The 17447-nt window shown below is 35.4% G+C and carries 16 protein-coding genes and 1 tRNA gene; 4 read left to right on the top strand and 13 right to left on the bottom strand.

The window, feature by feature from the left end; translation table 11 throughout:
- Positions 1-136: 136 nt before the first annotated feature.
- From GOQ16_RS04065 to GOQ16_RS04075, 3 genes are read right to left on the bottom strand one after another with little or no spacing between them, the layout of a single operon-like run.
- Positions 137-1411, bottom strand: coding sequence for an AI-2E family transporter (locus GOQ16_RS04065; protein WP_160068139.1), 1275 nt, complete (start codon positions 1409-1411; stop codon positions 137-139).
- Positions 1412-1421: 10 nt separating this feature from the next.
- Entirely contained in the window at positions 1422-2603 is a 1182-nt protein-coding gene (locus GOQ16_RS04070) for an MFS transporter (RefSeq protein WP_160068140.1), read from the bottom strand.
- Between the two features lie 15 nt (positions 2604-2618).
- A complete protein-coding gene (locus tag GOQ16_RS04075) occupies positions 2619-3368 on the bottom strand; it encodes a TrmH family RNA methyltransferase (protein WP_160068141.1) in 750 nt (249 codons plus the stop codon).
- Between the two features lie 7 nt (positions 3369-3375).
- Between GOQ16_RS04075 and tamL the strand changes: the two genes are divergently transcribed.
- Positions 3376-5718, top strand: a complete 2343-nt coding sequence (gene tamL, locus GOQ16_RS04080) for a translocation and assembly module lipoprotein TamL (protein ID WP_160068142.1) — start codon at positions 3376-3378, stop codon at positions 5716-5718.
- Here the strand turns inward: tamL and GOQ16_RS04085 are convergent.
- A complete protein-coding gene (locus GOQ16_RS04085; RefSeq protein ID WP_160068143.1) occupies positions 5715-6251 on the bottom strand; it encodes a hypothetical protein in 537 nt (178 codons plus the stop codon). The genes tamL and GOQ16_RS04085 overlap by 4 nt on opposite strands.
- A gap of 135 nt (positions 6252-6386) precedes the next feature.
- Here GOQ16_RS04085 and GOQ16_RS04090 point away from each other — a divergent pair, with 135 nt between their 5' ends.
- From GOQ16_RS04090 to GOQ16_RS04100, 3 genes are all read left to right on the top strand, one after another.
- The gene (locus GOQ16_RS04090; RefSeq protein WP_149915328.1) at positions 6387-6641 is read left to right on the top strand and encodes a hypothetical protein; all 255 of its coding nucleotides are present in this window, start codon (positions 6387-6389) and stop codon (positions 6639-6641) included.
- Between the two features lie 206 nt (positions 6642-6847).
- Positions 6848-7738 carry a Ppx/GppA phosphatase family protein gene (locus tag GOQ16_RS04095; RefSeq protein ID WP_160068144.1) on the top strand — a complete coding sequence of 297 codons (891 nt, stop codon included), beginning with the start codon at positions 6848-6850 and terminating at the stop codon, positions 7736-7738.
- Between the two features lie 44 nt (positions 7739-7782).
- Positions 7783-7866, top strand: a tRNA-Leu gene (locus tag GOQ16_RS04100).
- A 45-nt stretch (positions 7867-7911) separates the two neighbouring features.
- On the opposite strand, the gene GOQ16_RS04105 is transcribed toward GOQ16_RS04100, so the two are convergent.
- The 9 genes from GOQ16_RS04105 to GOQ16_RS04145 all read right to left on the bottom strand — a co-directional run bounded on the left by GOQ16_RS04105 (position 7912) and on the right by GOQ16_RS04145 (position 17300).
- Positions 7912-8706, bottom strand: a complete 795-nt coding sequence (locus GOQ16_RS04105) for a (Fe-S)-binding protein (protein WP_160068145.1) — start codon at positions 8704-8706, stop codon at positions 7912-7914.
- A gap of 12 nt (positions 8707-8718) precedes the next feature.
- Complete coding sequence (locus GOQ16_RS04110; protein WP_160068146.1) at positions 8719-10011, bottom strand: 4Fe-4S dicluster domain-containing protein; 1293 nt, start codon at positions 10009-10011, stop codon at positions 8719-8721.
- Between the two features lie 148 nt (positions 10012-10159).
- Positions 10160-10693, bottom strand: coding sequence for an OmpH/Skp family outer membrane protein (locus GOQ16_RS04115; protein ID WP_160068147.1), 534 nt, complete (start codon positions 10691-10693; stop codon positions 10160-10162).
- A 77-nt stretch (positions 10694-10770) separates the two neighbouring features.
- Positions 10771-11316: an OmpH/Skp family outer membrane protein gene (locus tag GOQ16_RS04120; RefSeq protein WP_160068148.1), complete on the bottom strand. Its 546-nt coding sequence runs from the start codon at positions 11314-11316 to the stop codon at positions 10771-10773.
- A 56-nt stretch (positions 11317-11372) separates the two neighbouring features.
- Positions 11373-13949 (bottom strand): outer membrane protein assembly factor BamA, encoded by a 2577-nt coding sequence (gene bamA, locus GOQ16_RS04125; protein ID WP_160068149.1) that lies wholly within the window; start codon positions 13947-13949, stop codon positions 11373-11375.
- A gap of 89 nt (positions 13950-14038) precedes the next feature.
- Complete coding sequence (uppS, locus tag GOQ16_RS04130; RefSeq protein WP_160068150.1) at positions 14039-14776, bottom strand: undecaprenyl pyrophosphate synthase; 738 nt, start codon at positions 14774-14776, stop codon at positions 14039-14041.
- A 4-nt stretch (positions 14777-14780) separates the two neighbouring features.
- Positions 14781-15635 (bottom strand): type IX secretion system protein PorG, encoded by an 855-nt coding sequence (porG, locus tag GOQ16_RS04135; RefSeq protein WP_160068151.1) that lies wholly within the window; start codon positions 15633-15635, stop codon positions 14781-14783.
- 69 nt (positions 15636-15704) lie between these two features.
- A complete protein-coding gene (locus GOQ16_RS04140) occupies positions 15705-16598 on the bottom strand; it encodes an NAD kinase (RefSeq protein WP_160068152.1) in 894 nt (297 codons plus the stop codon).
- A 42-nt stretch (positions 16599-16640) separates the two neighbouring features.
- Entirely contained in the window at positions 16641-17300 is a 660-nt protein-coding gene (locus GOQ16_RS04145; RefSeq protein ID WP_160068153.1) for a CBS domain-containing protein, read from the bottom strand.
- Positions 17301-17447: the final 147 nt, after the last annotated feature.

The raw sequence follows: 17447 nt of genomic DNA on the forward strand, positions 1-17447 counted from the left end.
TAAAGATACTTTTACTTCGTATACCAATTCTTTTTTTTGCGATGGTGTGATGATTCGAGAGTTTAATCCAATTCGTAAGCAGTATGATTTGAAGGAGTTTTTAAGGTTTTAAAAAAGAAGATAAGGAATAGCTATGCTATTCCTTATCTTCTTTTTTATCATCCTCTTGTTTCAGATTCTCATAAGGGTTGACTTCACTTTCGTTGATTTCTTTGTAGGTCACTTTCGTTTCAGGCACTTGTCCTTCATTTGTTTCCACATTTACATCAACTTCAATTTTCTTTTTGTTTTTAGGTAAACGAACTATTCCCCATTTCATCAAGAGTTCTTGTGTCGAGTTGCGTTTCAAATGTTCTTTTTCGGGTTCTCCGATTAAGAATCCAAAAGCTTCCATTGAAGGAATCGCGTCAAAAATAACTTTTAAGGTCGCAATAAAAGGTAAAGCCAATATCAAACCGGCTAAACCGAACAACATACCACCGATTAAAATGCCGACTATAGCCATCAAAGGATTGATACTTACTTTACTACCTACAATATTTGGCGTAATGATATTTCCTTCTAAAAATTGTACAACTTGAAACCAAGCTATTACACCTACAGCATACCATGCATTGTCTTTGACAGCTAAAGCAAATAAGGCAGGCAAGATGGAGCCAATAGCAATACCGATATACGGAAGAAGCATTAATAAAGAAGCTAACGAACCAAAGAACCAAGCATATTCTATTCCCATCAGCATCAAACCGCCTGTATTTAGGATAGCTACGATACCCATTACAGTGATCAAGCCAACTAAATAACTTTGAACTACTTCGTAAATTTTATTTAATACCTCATTGACTTTGCGTTGAGGCGTAGAAGCGAAAGCCTTGAAGAAAAACTCACGGAAAAAGTCGCGGTAATACAACATGAAAAAACAGTACAATGGAACTAATATCGCATTTGCTAATGTATTTCCTAGTGAACCAAATGTAGATGTAATCATACCACCTGCATTTTCTAATGATTTATTGCCCTGCTCGCGGAGTTTATCCATTACTTGATTACGTTCTACACCAAACTTTTCCTGCAACCAAGTTTGACCCTGTTCCAATACAGACAATACTTTCCCTGTAATAGAAGAAGCATCTTTACCAATAATGATACTTTGGTGAACAATAAACCAAATGATACCAGAAATAATGGCAATAGCTACTAAAACAGCAAGTAGGGCAGCAAAAGCTTTACCCAATCTCAATTTCTCAAACAGTCGGGCTAATGGAAAAAGTGAAATAGAAATTAAAGTAGCGAAAAGCAAAGGAATCAATAAACTTTGCGAAACATACATTAATCCAAGGATTAATACTAATGCAAAAAGGCTCGATGCCAAATTGATGGAATACGGTTTTTTAGATGGTTGTGCATCCATATTTATTTGGTTAATAGTGCTGTGTGTTTTTAGTTTTTTCCCAATAATAAATATACAATAAAGCTAAGAATACTACAATCGCATTTCCATAAAGAATTTGCGGTATTCGATTTATTATATCATGATAAATGTACCCTGCAAATAATGCGCCAAACCCAATTCCTATTTCTAATGCGATATACATTGTAGCCATTGCTCGACCACGGTGATTGGGGTCAGAAAGGTCAATGGTCCAAGCATTAAGGGCAGGAGATAAGATTCCACTACCTATTCCAAATACAGCAGCCCCCAATATTAAGTAATTGGTGCTTTCCCCAAAACCCAAAATAACTAAAGAAATCGTCATAATAATTACGCCTATGCGCATCACAATCGTACGTCCGTGTTGATCGGCAGCTTTGCGAGATAGCAATCGTATTGCCACGGAGGCAATCGTATATACAGTGAAGAAAAGACCTTTGTTTGCGATTCCCAAGTTTTCACTCCAATCGGGAATCAGAGTCAAAATAACACCAGAGGAACTATAACACAGCAACATCACGATCGCAGCAGGTAACACTTTGATTTCGAAAATATCCTTTTTTGTAATGGCCAACATCGATATATGAAATTTGCTTTTGGTTTTTAACGTTTCTTTCATGTTGAAGACAATAATAATCGAAAGAAAAGCAAATGCCGACGAACTGTGAAACATAGCATCTAAACCATAAGCTTGTGCGACATAACCACCCAAAGCTGGACCAATGGCGCTCCCCAAACTATAACATAGTCCGTGCATACCCAAAGCTTCACCCCAACGATTGGACGGTATGATATCGGCAATATAAGCCGATGTAGCTGTAGGCTTGAATCCTGTCGAAAAGCCGTGAATTAAGCGTAGGAGAAAAAATCCTGATAAACTGCTCAATATTGGATACAAAAATCCGCAAATGACACAGACTATAGAGCCGATAGCCATCACAGGGACACGTCCCCATTTGTCCGTTAATTTGCCACTAAATGGACGAGAAATTCCCGCCGTAAGTGTAAATAATGCAATGATTAAGCCCTTATGTTCTGCGCCCCCAAGAGAAGTTAAATAATTTGGTAACTCAGGAATAATCATGTTAAAACTTGCGGAGAACAATAATGTGCTCAAGCAAAGTAGAAAAAATGAAGTGGTGTAAATCGATCCGTTTTGCTCGGAATCCATAGTTTTGTGTGTTTCTTATTTGAGTTGTTGTCTGCTGATTTCAGAACAAAATATTGTGGTCGCTACTGCTACATTTAATGATTCCGCCTCTCCAATACGTGGAATCGTAACCGCCGTATCTATCTTCGAAATTAAATTTGGATGGATGCCATTTCCCTCATTTCCCATGATAATCAATCCTTCTTCACCAAATTCAGTTTTATAAATGGATTGTCCATTGAGCAAAGCTCCAAAAGTCGGTAAAGTATTTTCTTCAATAAATTTTTCTAAATCCAAATAATACAACTGCACGCGTGAAAGCGATCCCATTGTTGCTTGTACAACTTTGGGGTTGTAGGCATCGACAGTTCCGATGGAACAAATAATATGTTTAATTCCAAACCATTCCGCCGTGCGAATGATCGTACCCAAATTCCCTGGATCTTGTACATCATCCAAGACTAAGCTATGTTTACCTCTCAGTTCAGCTTTATTCAATTCATTGTTTTGCGGTAATTCAACTAAAGCCAGTGTACCCTGAGGATTTTTGAGACTAGAAATCTTTTGAAATTCAGCTTCGCTAACTTCCTCTAATTTTATATTATGCGGGATTTTATCCAACTTTGTCTGCGCTTGTGGGGTAGCATATATTTTTTGTACCTTGTAGGTTGAATTGACAAACTCTAATACAGATTTAATTCCCTCAACTACAAAAACTTGATTTTGTAAACGGAATTTCTTGTTTTGTAACGAAGTGATTAAACTTATTTGAGCTTTTGATAACATTGATTGAATGAATAAAAAGAGTAGACTAATTTTTATTGCAAGTATAACATTTTTACTTTTATTTTTTGAATCTTGCCGCTCTGCCAAATACTTGGAGGAGGATCAAGCTCTAGTTACAAAAGTTGATTTAGAAGGTTTTCCTACACATCTGAAAGAATCCGCATACCAATATATTTCGAATGAAATTCGTCCAAACTCGGCGTTGAATTTGACGGTTTATAATATTTTTAATACCAAATCTGGTAAATACAAAACCGAGAATATCCGTTCCGTTGGAGAAGCTCCACGCGTTCTAGATTCTTCTTTAGTTGAACTTTCTGCTATCCAGATCCAACGTTTCTTGCAAACTAGAGGATATTTCAGAGCAAAGGTTACGCCTGATATTTCTGTAAATAACAAAAAATCAAAGATTAATTTTCTAGCGATTCCCGATTCGTTGTTCCGTATAGGTACGATTACAACAAATTTTGATGCTGATTATGTGTCAAAAGTCTACCAAAATAACGTACAAAATAAATCTAATTTGCAATCTGGTAAACCTTATAATGTTAATGATTTTGGTGAATTGCGTGAATCTTTATACGATGGCATGCGCAACGATGGATATTACGACTATTTGAGACAGTATATGCGTATTGCGGTAGATACGAATCGTAATGACGAAACCGCAGATATTGAGATTCAAGTTTCTGTGCCAGACTCTACAATCCTAAAGCCTTATCGGATTAATGATGTATCTGTGCGGATAAATAATTACGATGGTAATAATTCGAATGCTGGTGTAATTGCTGACACGACTTCTGGAATAGAATTTTTAGATTACAGTACGCGATATAAATTAAAACCACTTTCTCGGTATATGTATCTGCGCGAAGGCGAGCGTTACAGTTTAGAGAATGAAAATTTATCGTATGACAGGTTGTACGAGATGAATGGATTCCGAAGTGTCAAGATCAATTACGAAAAGGAGGGAGACAGTCTGTTGAATGTGAATTATGAATTAACGCCACGCTCATTGATGTCTAATCAGGTCGAAGGCGAATACACATTCAGTTCGGGGATGAGTGGATTTAATGTGGGAAATACTTTTTCGCACAGAAATATTTTTGGCGGTTCTGAATTGCTGGAATTGAAATTGAAATATGGTGTACTCTTTGACCCAAGGCTTTCAGGAAAATTATCCGAAAAGATATTCAACAATGATTTTCAAGCGGGCGTAAGTTTGGTTATACCACGTATGCTTTTACCTTTTGGCTGGGGAAATACAGGTAGATTTGGTTTGCCGCGGACGACACTTTCCTCGAATATTCAGTTTTTTGATCAGGATCGTACGTATACCAATAGTTATTTCATAAATACATTGAATTATTCGTGGTGGCAGACGCCAAATTTGCAACACAGTTATACGCCTATTGTTGTAGAATATCGTGACGGTCAGTTTGATGCCGCTTTTCGTGCTGAATTGGAGCAAGAAGGGTATCAATTATATATCGCATCTAATGATAGACAATATTTTGGTCTTGGAGCACAATATGCATTGACATATAACTCAAAAAAATTACAAACACTCAGTAACTTTCAATTTTTTCGTGGGTCAATAGATTTGAGTGGTACTACGTTGGGACTTCTGAGTAATGTCTTTAATTTTCAACGCAGTGTTGATGGATCGAAAACGCTTTTTGGCGTGACATATCTTCAATACATCAAAGGTGAAATAGATTACCGATTGTACAAACACTTAGGTGGCAATCAGCAGTTTATTTTTAGATTTAATGGTGGAGCTATTGTGCCCTATGGCAATAATTCGCGCTTATTGATTTTCGAAAAAAGCTTTTATGCTGGTGGTATGAACGGAATACGTGCTTGGCAAGCACGAACATTGGGGCCAGGTAACTACAACAGAAGTTCGATTCGAGAGGATTTGCGTGTGAACTTGCGTAATTTGGATCAGTTGGGTGAAATGAAACTCGAAGCCAACTTAGAATATAGGTTCCGTATCTTAAATCGGTTTTTTGGGGCGAAGCTAAATGGCGCAACATTTTTGGACATGGGGAATGTGTGGTTACTTCGCGAGAATGAGTTGAATGAAGGTGGTGTATTTAAGTTTGATAAATTTTTGTCGCAAGTAGCGGTGGGTACGGGATTTGGTTTGCGATTTGATATGGATTATTTCACTATTCGTTTGGATGCTGGGTTGAAAATAAAGGATCCACAATTTACAGGTAAGAATCAATGGGTAATCCAGCATTTATTCAATTCCAAAGAGTTTAAAGCAGATTATTATGAAAGCCATAGACCGGATCGTTATGGCTTATTTCAATACAATTTTGGGGTTGGGTTGCCTTTCTAGATCAAGTTTTTAAGAACCTGAAATGCACTTTCTAAGACTTGTGAAATAGATAAGCCTTTGCTGTATGAGAAATATGCATAAATGATTCCTAAAATAACAAAAGTCATTAGCAGTCGTTTTGCTGCATAGGCAATCAAAAGAATTACTGCAGGAATAATCAATAAAAGTAAACCATTTATTTTGAAAGGCGTTATTTTGTTGTCTTTCTTGTACAAGAAATATAGTTTTCCTGTTGTCTTATCTTGATTTTTGTGTTTGAAATAAACAAATGTCGAGCTTTCGATAGGATGCGATGGAACGGCAACACCGTCGTGAAACGCGAGTGACTGCTCGAAACCATTTATCGTAAACTTAAACGTCCCATTGATATAATCTAAAGCAGAATCTGCAGAATCAACAGCAATGATGGCTACTTTACCATTTGCGGTAAGATTTTCTTTGATAACAAAATTGTCGATGCGTTGAAATGTTGACTGCGAATACACAGTCGCAGAGGATAAAATCAGGAACAGGATTAAAAAATAATTTCTCATATCAATAATTCAAAGCAATATTACTAAATTATTCAAGTAAATGTGTCAAATATAGGATGTTTTTAATGGTCAAAATATTTTTGAAATGTAGATATACTTTGTACATTTGCATTAGTTAAAACAGAGCATATTATTATGGAAAATACTACAGCACAAAGACAACCGAAAACAACTGATAACAATGCTAATCAAACGCATTACTATGTAACGTTGACTATTGCTATTATTCTTGGTTTATTTGGTGTGTTTGTACGATTCGTGCCAGATGAAGTGAACGCGTTGAATCAATACACATTTTTATTTTCTCTGATAGCTAATATTGCAATTGTGATTGCATCTTTCATCGCATTCAAAGTTGTATTTAAGATTTTAGGTTTCGGCGTAAAATAAAATAGATAATTTTTCGAAATATCTTTTCAAGATACTATATGTGAGAGCAGCGAATTACCTTCGCTGCTTTTATTTTTACAGAAATATTATTTTTATTGATTTTATTAGTCCTAAATTTAAGATTAACATTTTGTTTACAATAACTTCACAATACAGGTGTATTTTGTTAACGTAAACACATTTCTTAACTTAATTAAAATAAACTCTTGAGATTCGCAGCTATAGACATAGGTTCCAATGCAGTTCGTTTACTAATTGCAGATATCTTACGAAAAGATAACAAAATATCTTATACAAAAAATACACTATTACGCGTTCCATTGCGATTAGGTGATGATGCATTTGTCGACAAAAAAATTTCGCCAGCCAAATTTGAGGATATGGTGAAGACTATGCGTGCATTTAAGGATTTACTCGATGTCTATAAAGTAAGCGATTATATTGCTTGCGCGACTTCGGCTATGCGTGATTCAGAAAATGGTGCTCAAGTGGTAGCTGCATGTAAAGAAGTCGGTATTGATATTAAAATAATTGATGGCGGGTTAGAAGCAAAGATTATTTACAATGCTTATTTGAGTGGCATCATGGATAAGGATAAGGTGTACCTTTACATTGATGTAGGTGGTGGTAGTACTGAGATTTCATTATTCGCTAATGGTGAATTGAAAGGATCTCGCTCTTTTAATTTGGGTACAATACGTATTTTGGATAATCAAGATACCCCAGAGACATGGCAAGATATGCGTGTATGGGTTAAGGAAATTACAAAAGGATACAAAGATATCTATGGTATAGGTACAGGCGGAAACATCAATAAACTTTCTCGAATAGCAAATAAAGGTGAAGATAAGCCTTTTAGTTATGCGAAATTGAAAGCTATTTATGTTCATTTGAACTCGTATTCTTTAAAAGATCGTATTCACGATTTGGGATTGCGCTCTGACCGTGCTGATGTTATCATACCAGCAGCAGAAATATTTTTGACAATAATGAAGTCAGGTCATTTAAAAAATATTGTAGCTCCCCGTGTCGGTTTAGTGGATGGCATCATTCAGCAATTAGTACAAAAAAATTATGCTAAAATATTATCGGCATAGGGCTTGCAAGTATTAAAAAAAGCTATATTTTTGTGCCTACCAACACCTAGGTGGCGAAATTGGTAGACGCACCATCTTGAGGGGGTGGCGCTCGCAAGGGCGTGGCAGTTCGAATCTGCTCCTAGGTACAAAAAACAGAAAGAGGAAAGTCAAACTTTCCTCTTTCTGTTTTTTTATAACTTATTAGCTCGAACGGTAATTTCCGCAATATCCAAAACTTGTATTTCCTGTTCTTTTTCTTTAACCTTGACGCCGTCACGTAGCATCGTCATACAGAATGGACAGGCTGCAGCCACAATAGATGCTTTGCTTTCGATTACATCCTCAATACGTTCTACATTGATATCTTTGTTTCCTGGCTCCGGCTCTTTAAACATTTGTGCACCTCCCGCACCACAGCATAGTCCATTACTTTTGCAACGTTTTAATTCAACTAAATCAGCATCTAACGATTCTAATACTTTACGGGGAGCCTCGTACACTTCATTAGCGCGTCCCAAATAACATGGATCGTGGTAAGTTATCTTTTTACCTTTGAATTCATTTCCATCGCTTGGTTTCAATTTCCCATCGTCGATTAACGACTGAATCAATTGCGTATGATGTATTACTTCGTAGTGTCCACCCAGTGAAGGGTATTCATTCTTTAAGGTGTTAAAGCAATGCGGACAAGCTGTAACAATTTTTTTTATTTCATATCCATCAAGAACTTGAATATTCATCATGGCTTGCATTTGGAAGACAAACTCATTCCCAGCACGTTTAGCTGGATCACCTGTACAACTTTCTTCTGTTCCTAATATTGCATATTTTATGCCTACATGATGCAGGATTTTACATATATCGCGTGTGATACGCTGCGCCCGTTCGTCGAAAGAACCAGCACAGCCCACCCAAAATAATAAATCTGGAGTTTCACCTTGTGCTAACAGCTCGGCTACAGTAGGGATATGTATATTATTTTCCATGTTTCAGCTATTTTAATTTTGAGTCCAATTTGCACGATCCGCTTGTGCGTATTTCCACGGTGCGCCATTGTTTTCGAGATTCCCCAACATATTGTTGATACTTGATGGCGCTTGGGATTCTTCCATGATTGCGTATTGACGTAGACCCATGATGATTTCCAAAGGATTAATATTGACCGGACATTGTTCTACGCAAGCATTACAGCTCGTACACGCCCAAATCTCTTCTCTGCTGATATACGTATCAAGTAAAGATTTTCCATCTTCTACGAATGATTTATTTTGATCTATATTTTTTCCTACTTCTACGGACCGATCTCGCGTATCCATCATGATTTTACGAGGTGATAATAATTTACCAGTCATATTTGCAGGACAGGCTGCAGTACATCGTCCACATTCTGTACAAGTGTATGCGTCCAACAGATTCTTCCAAGTTAAGTCTTGTACATCTTTCACTCCGAAACGACTAACTTCTCCAGAAGGCGGGGGTAGGGAAGGATCCAGCATCGCTTTTACTTCAGCCGTCACAGATTCCATATTGTTGAATTTCCCTTTTGGTGCCAAATTGGAAAAGTAAGTATTTGGAAAAGCCAAAATGATATGTAAATGTTTGGATAGGGGCAGGTAATTTAAAAATGCTAAAACACCTACGATATGAAACCACCAGCAGAATCTCTCGACAAATATCAAGCTAGAAACAGTTTCAGGCAAGAGTCCAACTAAATATTGGCTGATAGGAAAGGAGCCAGCCGCTGTATAATTTTCAGGTTTTAGAAGTTGTAATTTGTGATCTGCCGCATTCATAAAAAGAAAAGCAGTCATCAAAAGTATTTCCGCTATTAAGATGTAGTTCGCATCAGTTTTTGGCCCATTGTTTAATTCGGCTTGATTTAGACGTTTTACTTTTAATACATTTCTTCGGATAAAAAATATGACGCATGAAAGCAATACGGCGAAAGCGAGTATTTCAAAGGAAGCAATTAGGAAATCATAAAATCCACCCAAGAAGGATAAGACGCGGTGCGACCCAGTTAAGCCATCAATAACTATCTCAATCATCTCAATATTGATGATACAAAATCCCACATACACAAATAAGTGCAATATCGCGGGAATAGGTTTTTTGAACATTTTTTTTTGTCCAAAAGCTACCAATAACATTGTCTTTATTCGTTCCGATGGATTGTAGAATCTATTGACTGATTTTCCCAGTTTAATATTTCGATATATCTTACTTACATTTCTATAAAAAAGTAAGAAGGCCGCTATAAATACCATAGCAAATAATAGTTGGCTTATCATAATGTTTATACAGGTTTATAAACAAATATAATAATCTAATTTATATTATGCGTGCATAATATAATATTTTGAAGAATTATAAAATGACTCCAAAAAAAAAGGATGACTTATATTAAGTCATCCCTTTTATTATTGTATTAAATAGAGACTATTTAATACCTAATTTAACTTTTACGTCAGCCGATACATCATCGCCACCTGCGTAATATACAGCTGCATTAGAACCAATATCAAAGATATAAGCGTATCCTTTTTCTTTAGCTACTGCAGTAATTGCATTCATTACTTTTGTTTGAATAGGAGCCATTAATTCTTGCTGTTTTTTACCAACTTCTTCTTGCGCTACTTTTTGTACTTCTTGAATACGAGTTTGCATTTGCTGGTATTCTTGACCAATAGTTTGCAATTTTGTTTGAGTTTCCGCTTTATTTGCTTCACTTTGATTCAACATCAAATCATTCGCTTCCTTTTCTTTTGCTTGTAGCAAAGTAACCATATCTTGGATTTCTTTCTGCTTAGCATCACTCAAAACTTTTAATTGATCTGTAGCTGTTTTAAAATCTGCTGTTTGTTGAAATATTTCGTCAGCATTGATATGTCCAATTTTTTGTTGTGCATTTGCAACAGAAGTAGCTGCAAATAAACCCACTAATAATACCGCTCCTTTTAATAAATTTTTCATTCTTTCCATTTTAATCTCAATACTTACAAAAGTAATTTTTCTATACTATTTTTTTATGTTAATAAATCAGTTTTATTTTATTTTTGATTTGCCTGTAGCAATGATGGATTAGGTTTGTAGCCTAATTTTGTGATTACATCATTGCTTTTATCTAATGCTGGATTAGAATACAAGAATGTCAATTCACTTCCTTTGTCTACGATAAAATCAAATCCTTGAGCTTTTGCAAAATCTTCTATGGCCTTGGAAATACGAGTTTGAATAGGTTGGAACAATCGCGTTCTTTCTTTTTCCAAATCACCGCCATAGCTGAATTTTTGACGTTGCAAATCTTTGACTTGTTTTTCTTTGTTAACAATCTCATCTTCTCTTCGCTTGCGCATATCTTCACTCAATAGAGAGTGATCATTTTGATAAGCTTTATACAGTTTTTCAATCTCTGTATATTGAATATCGATTTGATCTTGCCACTGTTTTGCTAGATCATCAATTTGTTTTTGTGCTGAGGTGTATTCAGGTACATGTCTTAGGATATATTCAGAGTCCACATAAGCGAAACGTTGCGCAAAAGTAGCGCTGATGCTTACTGTTAGAAATGCTAAAATTGCGAAAATCTTTTTCATATACTACAAATTATTGTTTTTTATAGGACAGCAATTATACTAAAAAGTTTAATTTATTAAAAACCTCCCATATTTTGAATAATACTGAATGTAAAGTTTTGTCTCCACGCATCTGTGCGCATGCCAGGAATAGGATCAAATGCATGTCCATAGTCAATACCTAGCATACCAAAGATAGGTAAGAAGATACGTGCACCTATACCTGCTGAGCGACGCATTTTAAATGGATTTACCTCAGAGAATTTATTCCATGTGTTACCTGCTTCTGCAAAAGCTAATGCAAATACGGTTGCTTGATCATTTAACAAGATTGGGTGACGCAATTCTAATTGATACTTCGCATAAATTGGACTACCTGAGTTAATTGCAATATTTTGGTAACCATTACCCGTAGAAGCAGGGATGATTGTACCATTCGCATAACCTCTCATTGCTATGATCTCAGAACCTTGTAAGAAGTCAAAGCCTTGCATACCGTCACCACCTAATTTGAAACGCTCGAATGTTGATGTTTTAGTTCTATCTGTATAATTTCCTAAATATCCGAATTGTGCTTGCGATTTCAAGATTAACTTACCAGCAATTTTCGTGTACCATTGGGAATCAAATTTCCATTTGTGGTATTCTGTCCATTTGTAACGAATTGGATCAGGATCTGTATCGTAATTAATGCTATTCCATGACGAATATGGCGGAGTCAAGGATACTGAAAACTTAATATTTGAACCTGAGGTAGGGTAGATCGGTGCATCTATTGAGTTACGGCTGATTTCTTGCGTAAAATTTATATTGAATGCAGTACCATCCGAAAACAAGAAATAGTTACCATAGTTCTGTAATTTATAACGTTGGAACGATAATGAACTGTTAATTTGGAAGTAGTTGTCAGGCCATTGTAGACGCTTACCTAATGAAGCCGTCACACCTGACATCCAAATACGCTGCAAATCTCTATCAGCTACCATCTGCTCTCCTGTGTAATAATTAAAACCACCGTAAGATGAGTTGGAAGTGTAGGCACTCAACCCAAAGTAAATTGGTTTTTTACCACCTAACCAAGGCTCTGAAAATGAGAAACTATATGATTGGTAACGTTTTCCTGAAGTTTGGCCTCTAATACTTAACTTTTGTCCGTCACCACGAGGAAGTGGTTTCCAAGCTTCTTTTTTGAAGAAATTACTTGTTGAGAAGTTGTTAAATGTTAAACCTAATGTACCTATAATCTGTCCAGCACCATAACCACCGGATAACTCCACCTGATCAGAAGGTTTTTCTACTACGTTGAAAACTACATCTGTCGTACCTTCATCGTGATTCATTGTAGAAGAAGGAATATCTGGTGTAATTTTTTGCTCATCAAACATACCCAATTGCGAAATCTCACGAATACTTCGCATGATTAGCTCTCTCGAATATTTCTGTCCTGGCTTGGTGTAAATAGAACGTAATACTACACGGTCATTTGTTACATCATTACCTTTTACGATTACATTATTAATCGTGTATTGTTTGCCTTCAGAAATTTGAATTTCTAGGTCAATTGTATCGTTGTAGATTCTTTTAATTATAGGATTTACATTAAATGTCAGGTAGCCATCATTCTGATAGATTGCACTAATATCATCGCTATTACGCGTTGGACCCATCAATTTACTTGTCAATTTCTCTTCAGAATAAACGTTTCCTTTTTCAATTCCTAAAATTATATTCAATACAGAATCCGTGAATTTAGTATTTCCAGACCAGTCGATATTTCCAACAAAATATTTAGGTCCTTCATAGATTTCAATATCTATTGCCACTTCATTATTGTCAAATCTGTACACAGAGTCACGAAGAATCTGTGCATCACGATACCCTTTATCTTGAAGTTTGGCAACTAATTTCTCTTTCGCTTCTGTATATTTATCATCTTTGAATTTACCAGGGCCAAATATTCTAAACCATTTACGTGGTTTTACACCTTTTAAATATTTTGTAAGCTCCTTATTTGTAAAAGTTTCATTTCCTGAGAAGTGTACACTATTAACTTTGATTTTTTTGTTTCTATCTACATCTACAACTACAATTTCGTTGTTAGTCTGGGATGAATCTTTAACAGTCTGGATATTTATATCTGGATATAAATATGATTTTTCGCGTAAGAACTTCGCTATAGTATTTCTTGTAGATTGAAGCAAATTGTCGTTTACAATACGCCCTGCGTTTGCATTTAATCTCTTATTGATTTCATCAGTTTGTGATTTACTCAAGCCGCTAATTTCTATGCGTGTAAGACGTGGTCTTTCATGTACACGAATTTCTAAGAAAATATTTTCTCCCTCAATCCGTGTAGCCCACAATTGTACATCTTCAAAAAGATTTTGAGCCATCAAATCTTTGATTACATTCGATGTAGCCTCGCTAGGAACTTCAATGTATTGACCAATAGATAATTTTGATATCGTAATTAATACATCCGTATCTAGATACTGCGCTCCCTTGACAGTCACACCAGCAATGACATAATCTTTTGGTTGTAAATAACTAAACTCATCAGGATCCGAAAGATTAATCGGATTTTGTACTTGAGCAAAAGTATTGGACCAAGTGAATATTATAAATGTTAATGTCAGAATGTATAGTTGCTTCATTTAATTCTAATTATGGATGCTAAAGTACATCAATCTGTTGTTAATTTTTGTTAAAAGATAAATTATCGAAAACCCACTTTAAATTACTGTTAGAGCTGTTCGCTGGTCTTTCCAAACCTTCTTTCTCTGTTTTGAAAATCCAAAATTGCACCAAATAAATCTTCTCTTGTGAAATCGGGCCATAGTTTTGGGGAGAACCAAAGTTCTGTATAGGCTAATTGCCAAAGTAAAAAATTACTGATTCGTTGCTCGCCACTTGTGCGAATCATCAAATCCGGATCAGGCGTTCCATCTGTTTGTAAATTTGAACTAAATAAATCATCATTTATATCCTCAACGTTAATATCACCAGCAACGACTTTCTGAGCTATTTTCTTAGTAGCTTCGATTATTTCGTTTCTTGAGCCATAACTCAAAGCTAGTGTGAGGACACAAGTGGTATTGTTTTTAGTTAGTTCAATAGTATTGGTTAAAGTATTTTGGCAATTGTTAGGCAGACTGTCTAATGAACCGATAGCTTTGACACGTACGCCATTAGTTTGAAATGTAGGCAATTCTTTATTAAGAGAATTAATTAATAATTCCATTAACGCTTGTACTTCTAATTTGGGGCGGTTCCAGTTTTCGGACGAAAAAGCATAGAGTGTAAGATGTTTGACTCCCACTTCAATGGCTCCTTCCAAAACTTCTCGTACAGCAGTTACCCCGTTTTTGTGTCCAAATACTCTCAACTTACCCAATCCTTTGGCCCATCTACCATTACCATCCATGATGATAGCAATATGTTGAGGTAATCTTGACCTATCTATCTTATTCTTCAAGCTCATTCTCTTATCTTTTTATCCAGCTGTAGCAATTAGGGTCAAATATAGTATATGTCAACGTTATGCCTGCTGTCATATATCCATCTTTATTTTTACCGTCACCTCTTGCTAAACCTGCATTACCAGTTAAATTACTTGATGGATCAGCTAAATATATCCAATCATTAGTATCAAACGGGCGTTTTTCATTTTGTGGACCAACCATAATATTCGGAAATGCAATGTCTTGCGGTACAGATGTCGCATAGTACTTGCTCACATTATCCAAATTATCGGTAAATGCAAGTCTATAGCTTATTTCTCCTCCTATAGACCACATGCTATTCAATTTGTATTTAATTCCTAAGCTTAATGGAATAGCAAGATTCCAATTCGCATATAATTGTGAATTGGTTGTTTCATCGTATTCTAATTTCAAAGGTCTTAATTTAACCTTATGCTCATCATAATATATATACGGATCGTGTTTCAATATTGCAATACCTGTAGAAATATAAGGTGTAAATTTCGATTTATTTTTGCTTCTAAAATATGTCCAAAAATTGAAGTTTACTGCTAATGCTAATTCTGTAATTTGATTTCTGAATTTTAAGTTACGTATTTGTTGTAGACTGTTTTGAAAATCTTGATCACTACCAGATATTAACAAGTGATTTCCACTTAGTTTTATCCCCCATGTAGGATCCAAATTATAATTTATAAAAAGCCCTCCTCCAAAATTTTTAATATAAAAATTATTTGAAGTATTAAGGTCTCCCAAATATCCCGTCGCAGCACCATTGATTCCGATTTCATATCGTTGGGCATGCAATTTTAATGAAAAAAAAGACACAAGGGTTAATATGGCTAATCTTAAAAACAAAGTCTTTTAATTTGGATGTAAAGATAAAGTTTTTGAAATAATTGTTATTATATAATGTGTAAAACTCGCCTAATAGTTTCGCACATCAATACCCCAAAGTAATTTTTCACGCAATGTGCCAAAGTAACTGTCATTCTGCAGTCTGATAAGATTTATTTCAAATGGTGCTTTACGAATAGTTATTTCTATGTCTGTAGATAATGTTTCACTCATAGAGTCACAACTTAAAATATATTTATCTGTACGGCTTTCAATTTTTAGGTTGAGCGTCATATCAGCTGAAACGACAATCGGACGTACATTCAAATTGTGGGGTGAAATAGGAGTAATCACGAAATTGCCACTTCCGGGCATTATTATCGGGCCACCACAACTCAACGAATAGGCTGTAGAACCTGTTGGTGTCGCTATTATTAATCCATCTGCCCAGTAGGAATTCAATAACTCATCATTGATCATCGCATTCACTGTGATCATGGCAGAGGAATCGTATCGGAAAACCGTAATGTCATTTAGTGCGAAGCTATCTTCGCCAAACAATTTCTTTTGGTCACTTTCAACACTTAAAAGTGTTCTCTTTTGGATGGTAAATTGATTATTTAAGATTTTGGTAAGTGCCGATTCGATATTTTCTTTTGGAATATTTGCTAAAAAGCCAAGTCGTCCCAAATTGATCCCTGCAATAGGAATTCCTGAATCACGAATAACTGAAACTGCTGCTAACATGGTACCATCACCACCAAGACTTAATAAGAAATCAATATCTTTTGGCAGGTCATGATGTGCTTCAAAAGTTTGTAAGTTTTTAGGACATTTACTTGTGTTCAGTAAGAATTTATAGAATTCTCGATAAATAACAACCTCTATTTTTTCACTCTCCAAGTAATTGAAAAGTATCTCAATGAATGGCGTAATAGATGTATTAAATACTCTTCCAAATATGGCAATCTTTTGATGTTGCATTCTAGCAAGTTTGATATTCCTTACAAAGGTGCGAAGAATTGCTTATAAATCTAAATAATTCATCAAAAGGTCGTAGCGATCTTGTATATCCGATTGTGCACCACCATCTCTGAAAGTCGCTTTGACTACATAATCGTTGCGCCATAAGGATGCTACTACGGAAGAAATATTTGTTTTATTGACTTTAATAGTCATTTCTAGTTTGGAGCTATCAGGTATTTGATGCACAGTAGTACTTAGAATTGATGTGTTTTCAGCTTCTATAATTCGTGCAACATGAGATAACGCATTGTCGCGAATTCCCAATTCTAAAACGATTATAGCACCTTCATCATTACCTAAAGTAGCATTCAATGCTACCAACAAACATTGTTTGGTCAACACACCTTGGTACTCGTGATTTTTGTTTAATATTGGAATGAAGCAATAGTCGAAAGCGACCATACTTTGTAAGGCGTCATAAATGTGTTGATAATCGAATAAATAAACCGAATTGAAAAGTATTTTAATAGATTCCAGTGATGCGTGAGGATTAATTTGATCCAATAACACATCTTCGGTAATGATGCCATAAAATAAATTATCCTCTACGACGGCTAATTGTTTGAGGTGATTGTCCGTCATTTTATTGAGTGCAAAGTCAATGCTGTCGGATAGTAAAACCTCGTGGTAATCAGTAGATATGTATTGTCCTATAAACATGACTATGCTTTATTAAGTTAGACTTTAATTATTACAAATCGTTTACTAAATATTCAAAAAAAAAGGATGAAAAGCAAAATTAACGGAATAAATATTGTAAATTATATCCATATTAAAGCATTATTTTTTATTTTTACGCGTCAAGAT

Origin of the sequence: Sphingobacterium bovisgrunnientis (assembly GCF_009829085.1) — a bacterium.
Taxonomy (GTDB): domain Bacteria; phylum Bacteroidota; class Bacteroidia; order Sphingobacteriales; family Sphingobacteriaceae; genus Sphingobacterium; species Sphingobacterium bovisgrunnientis.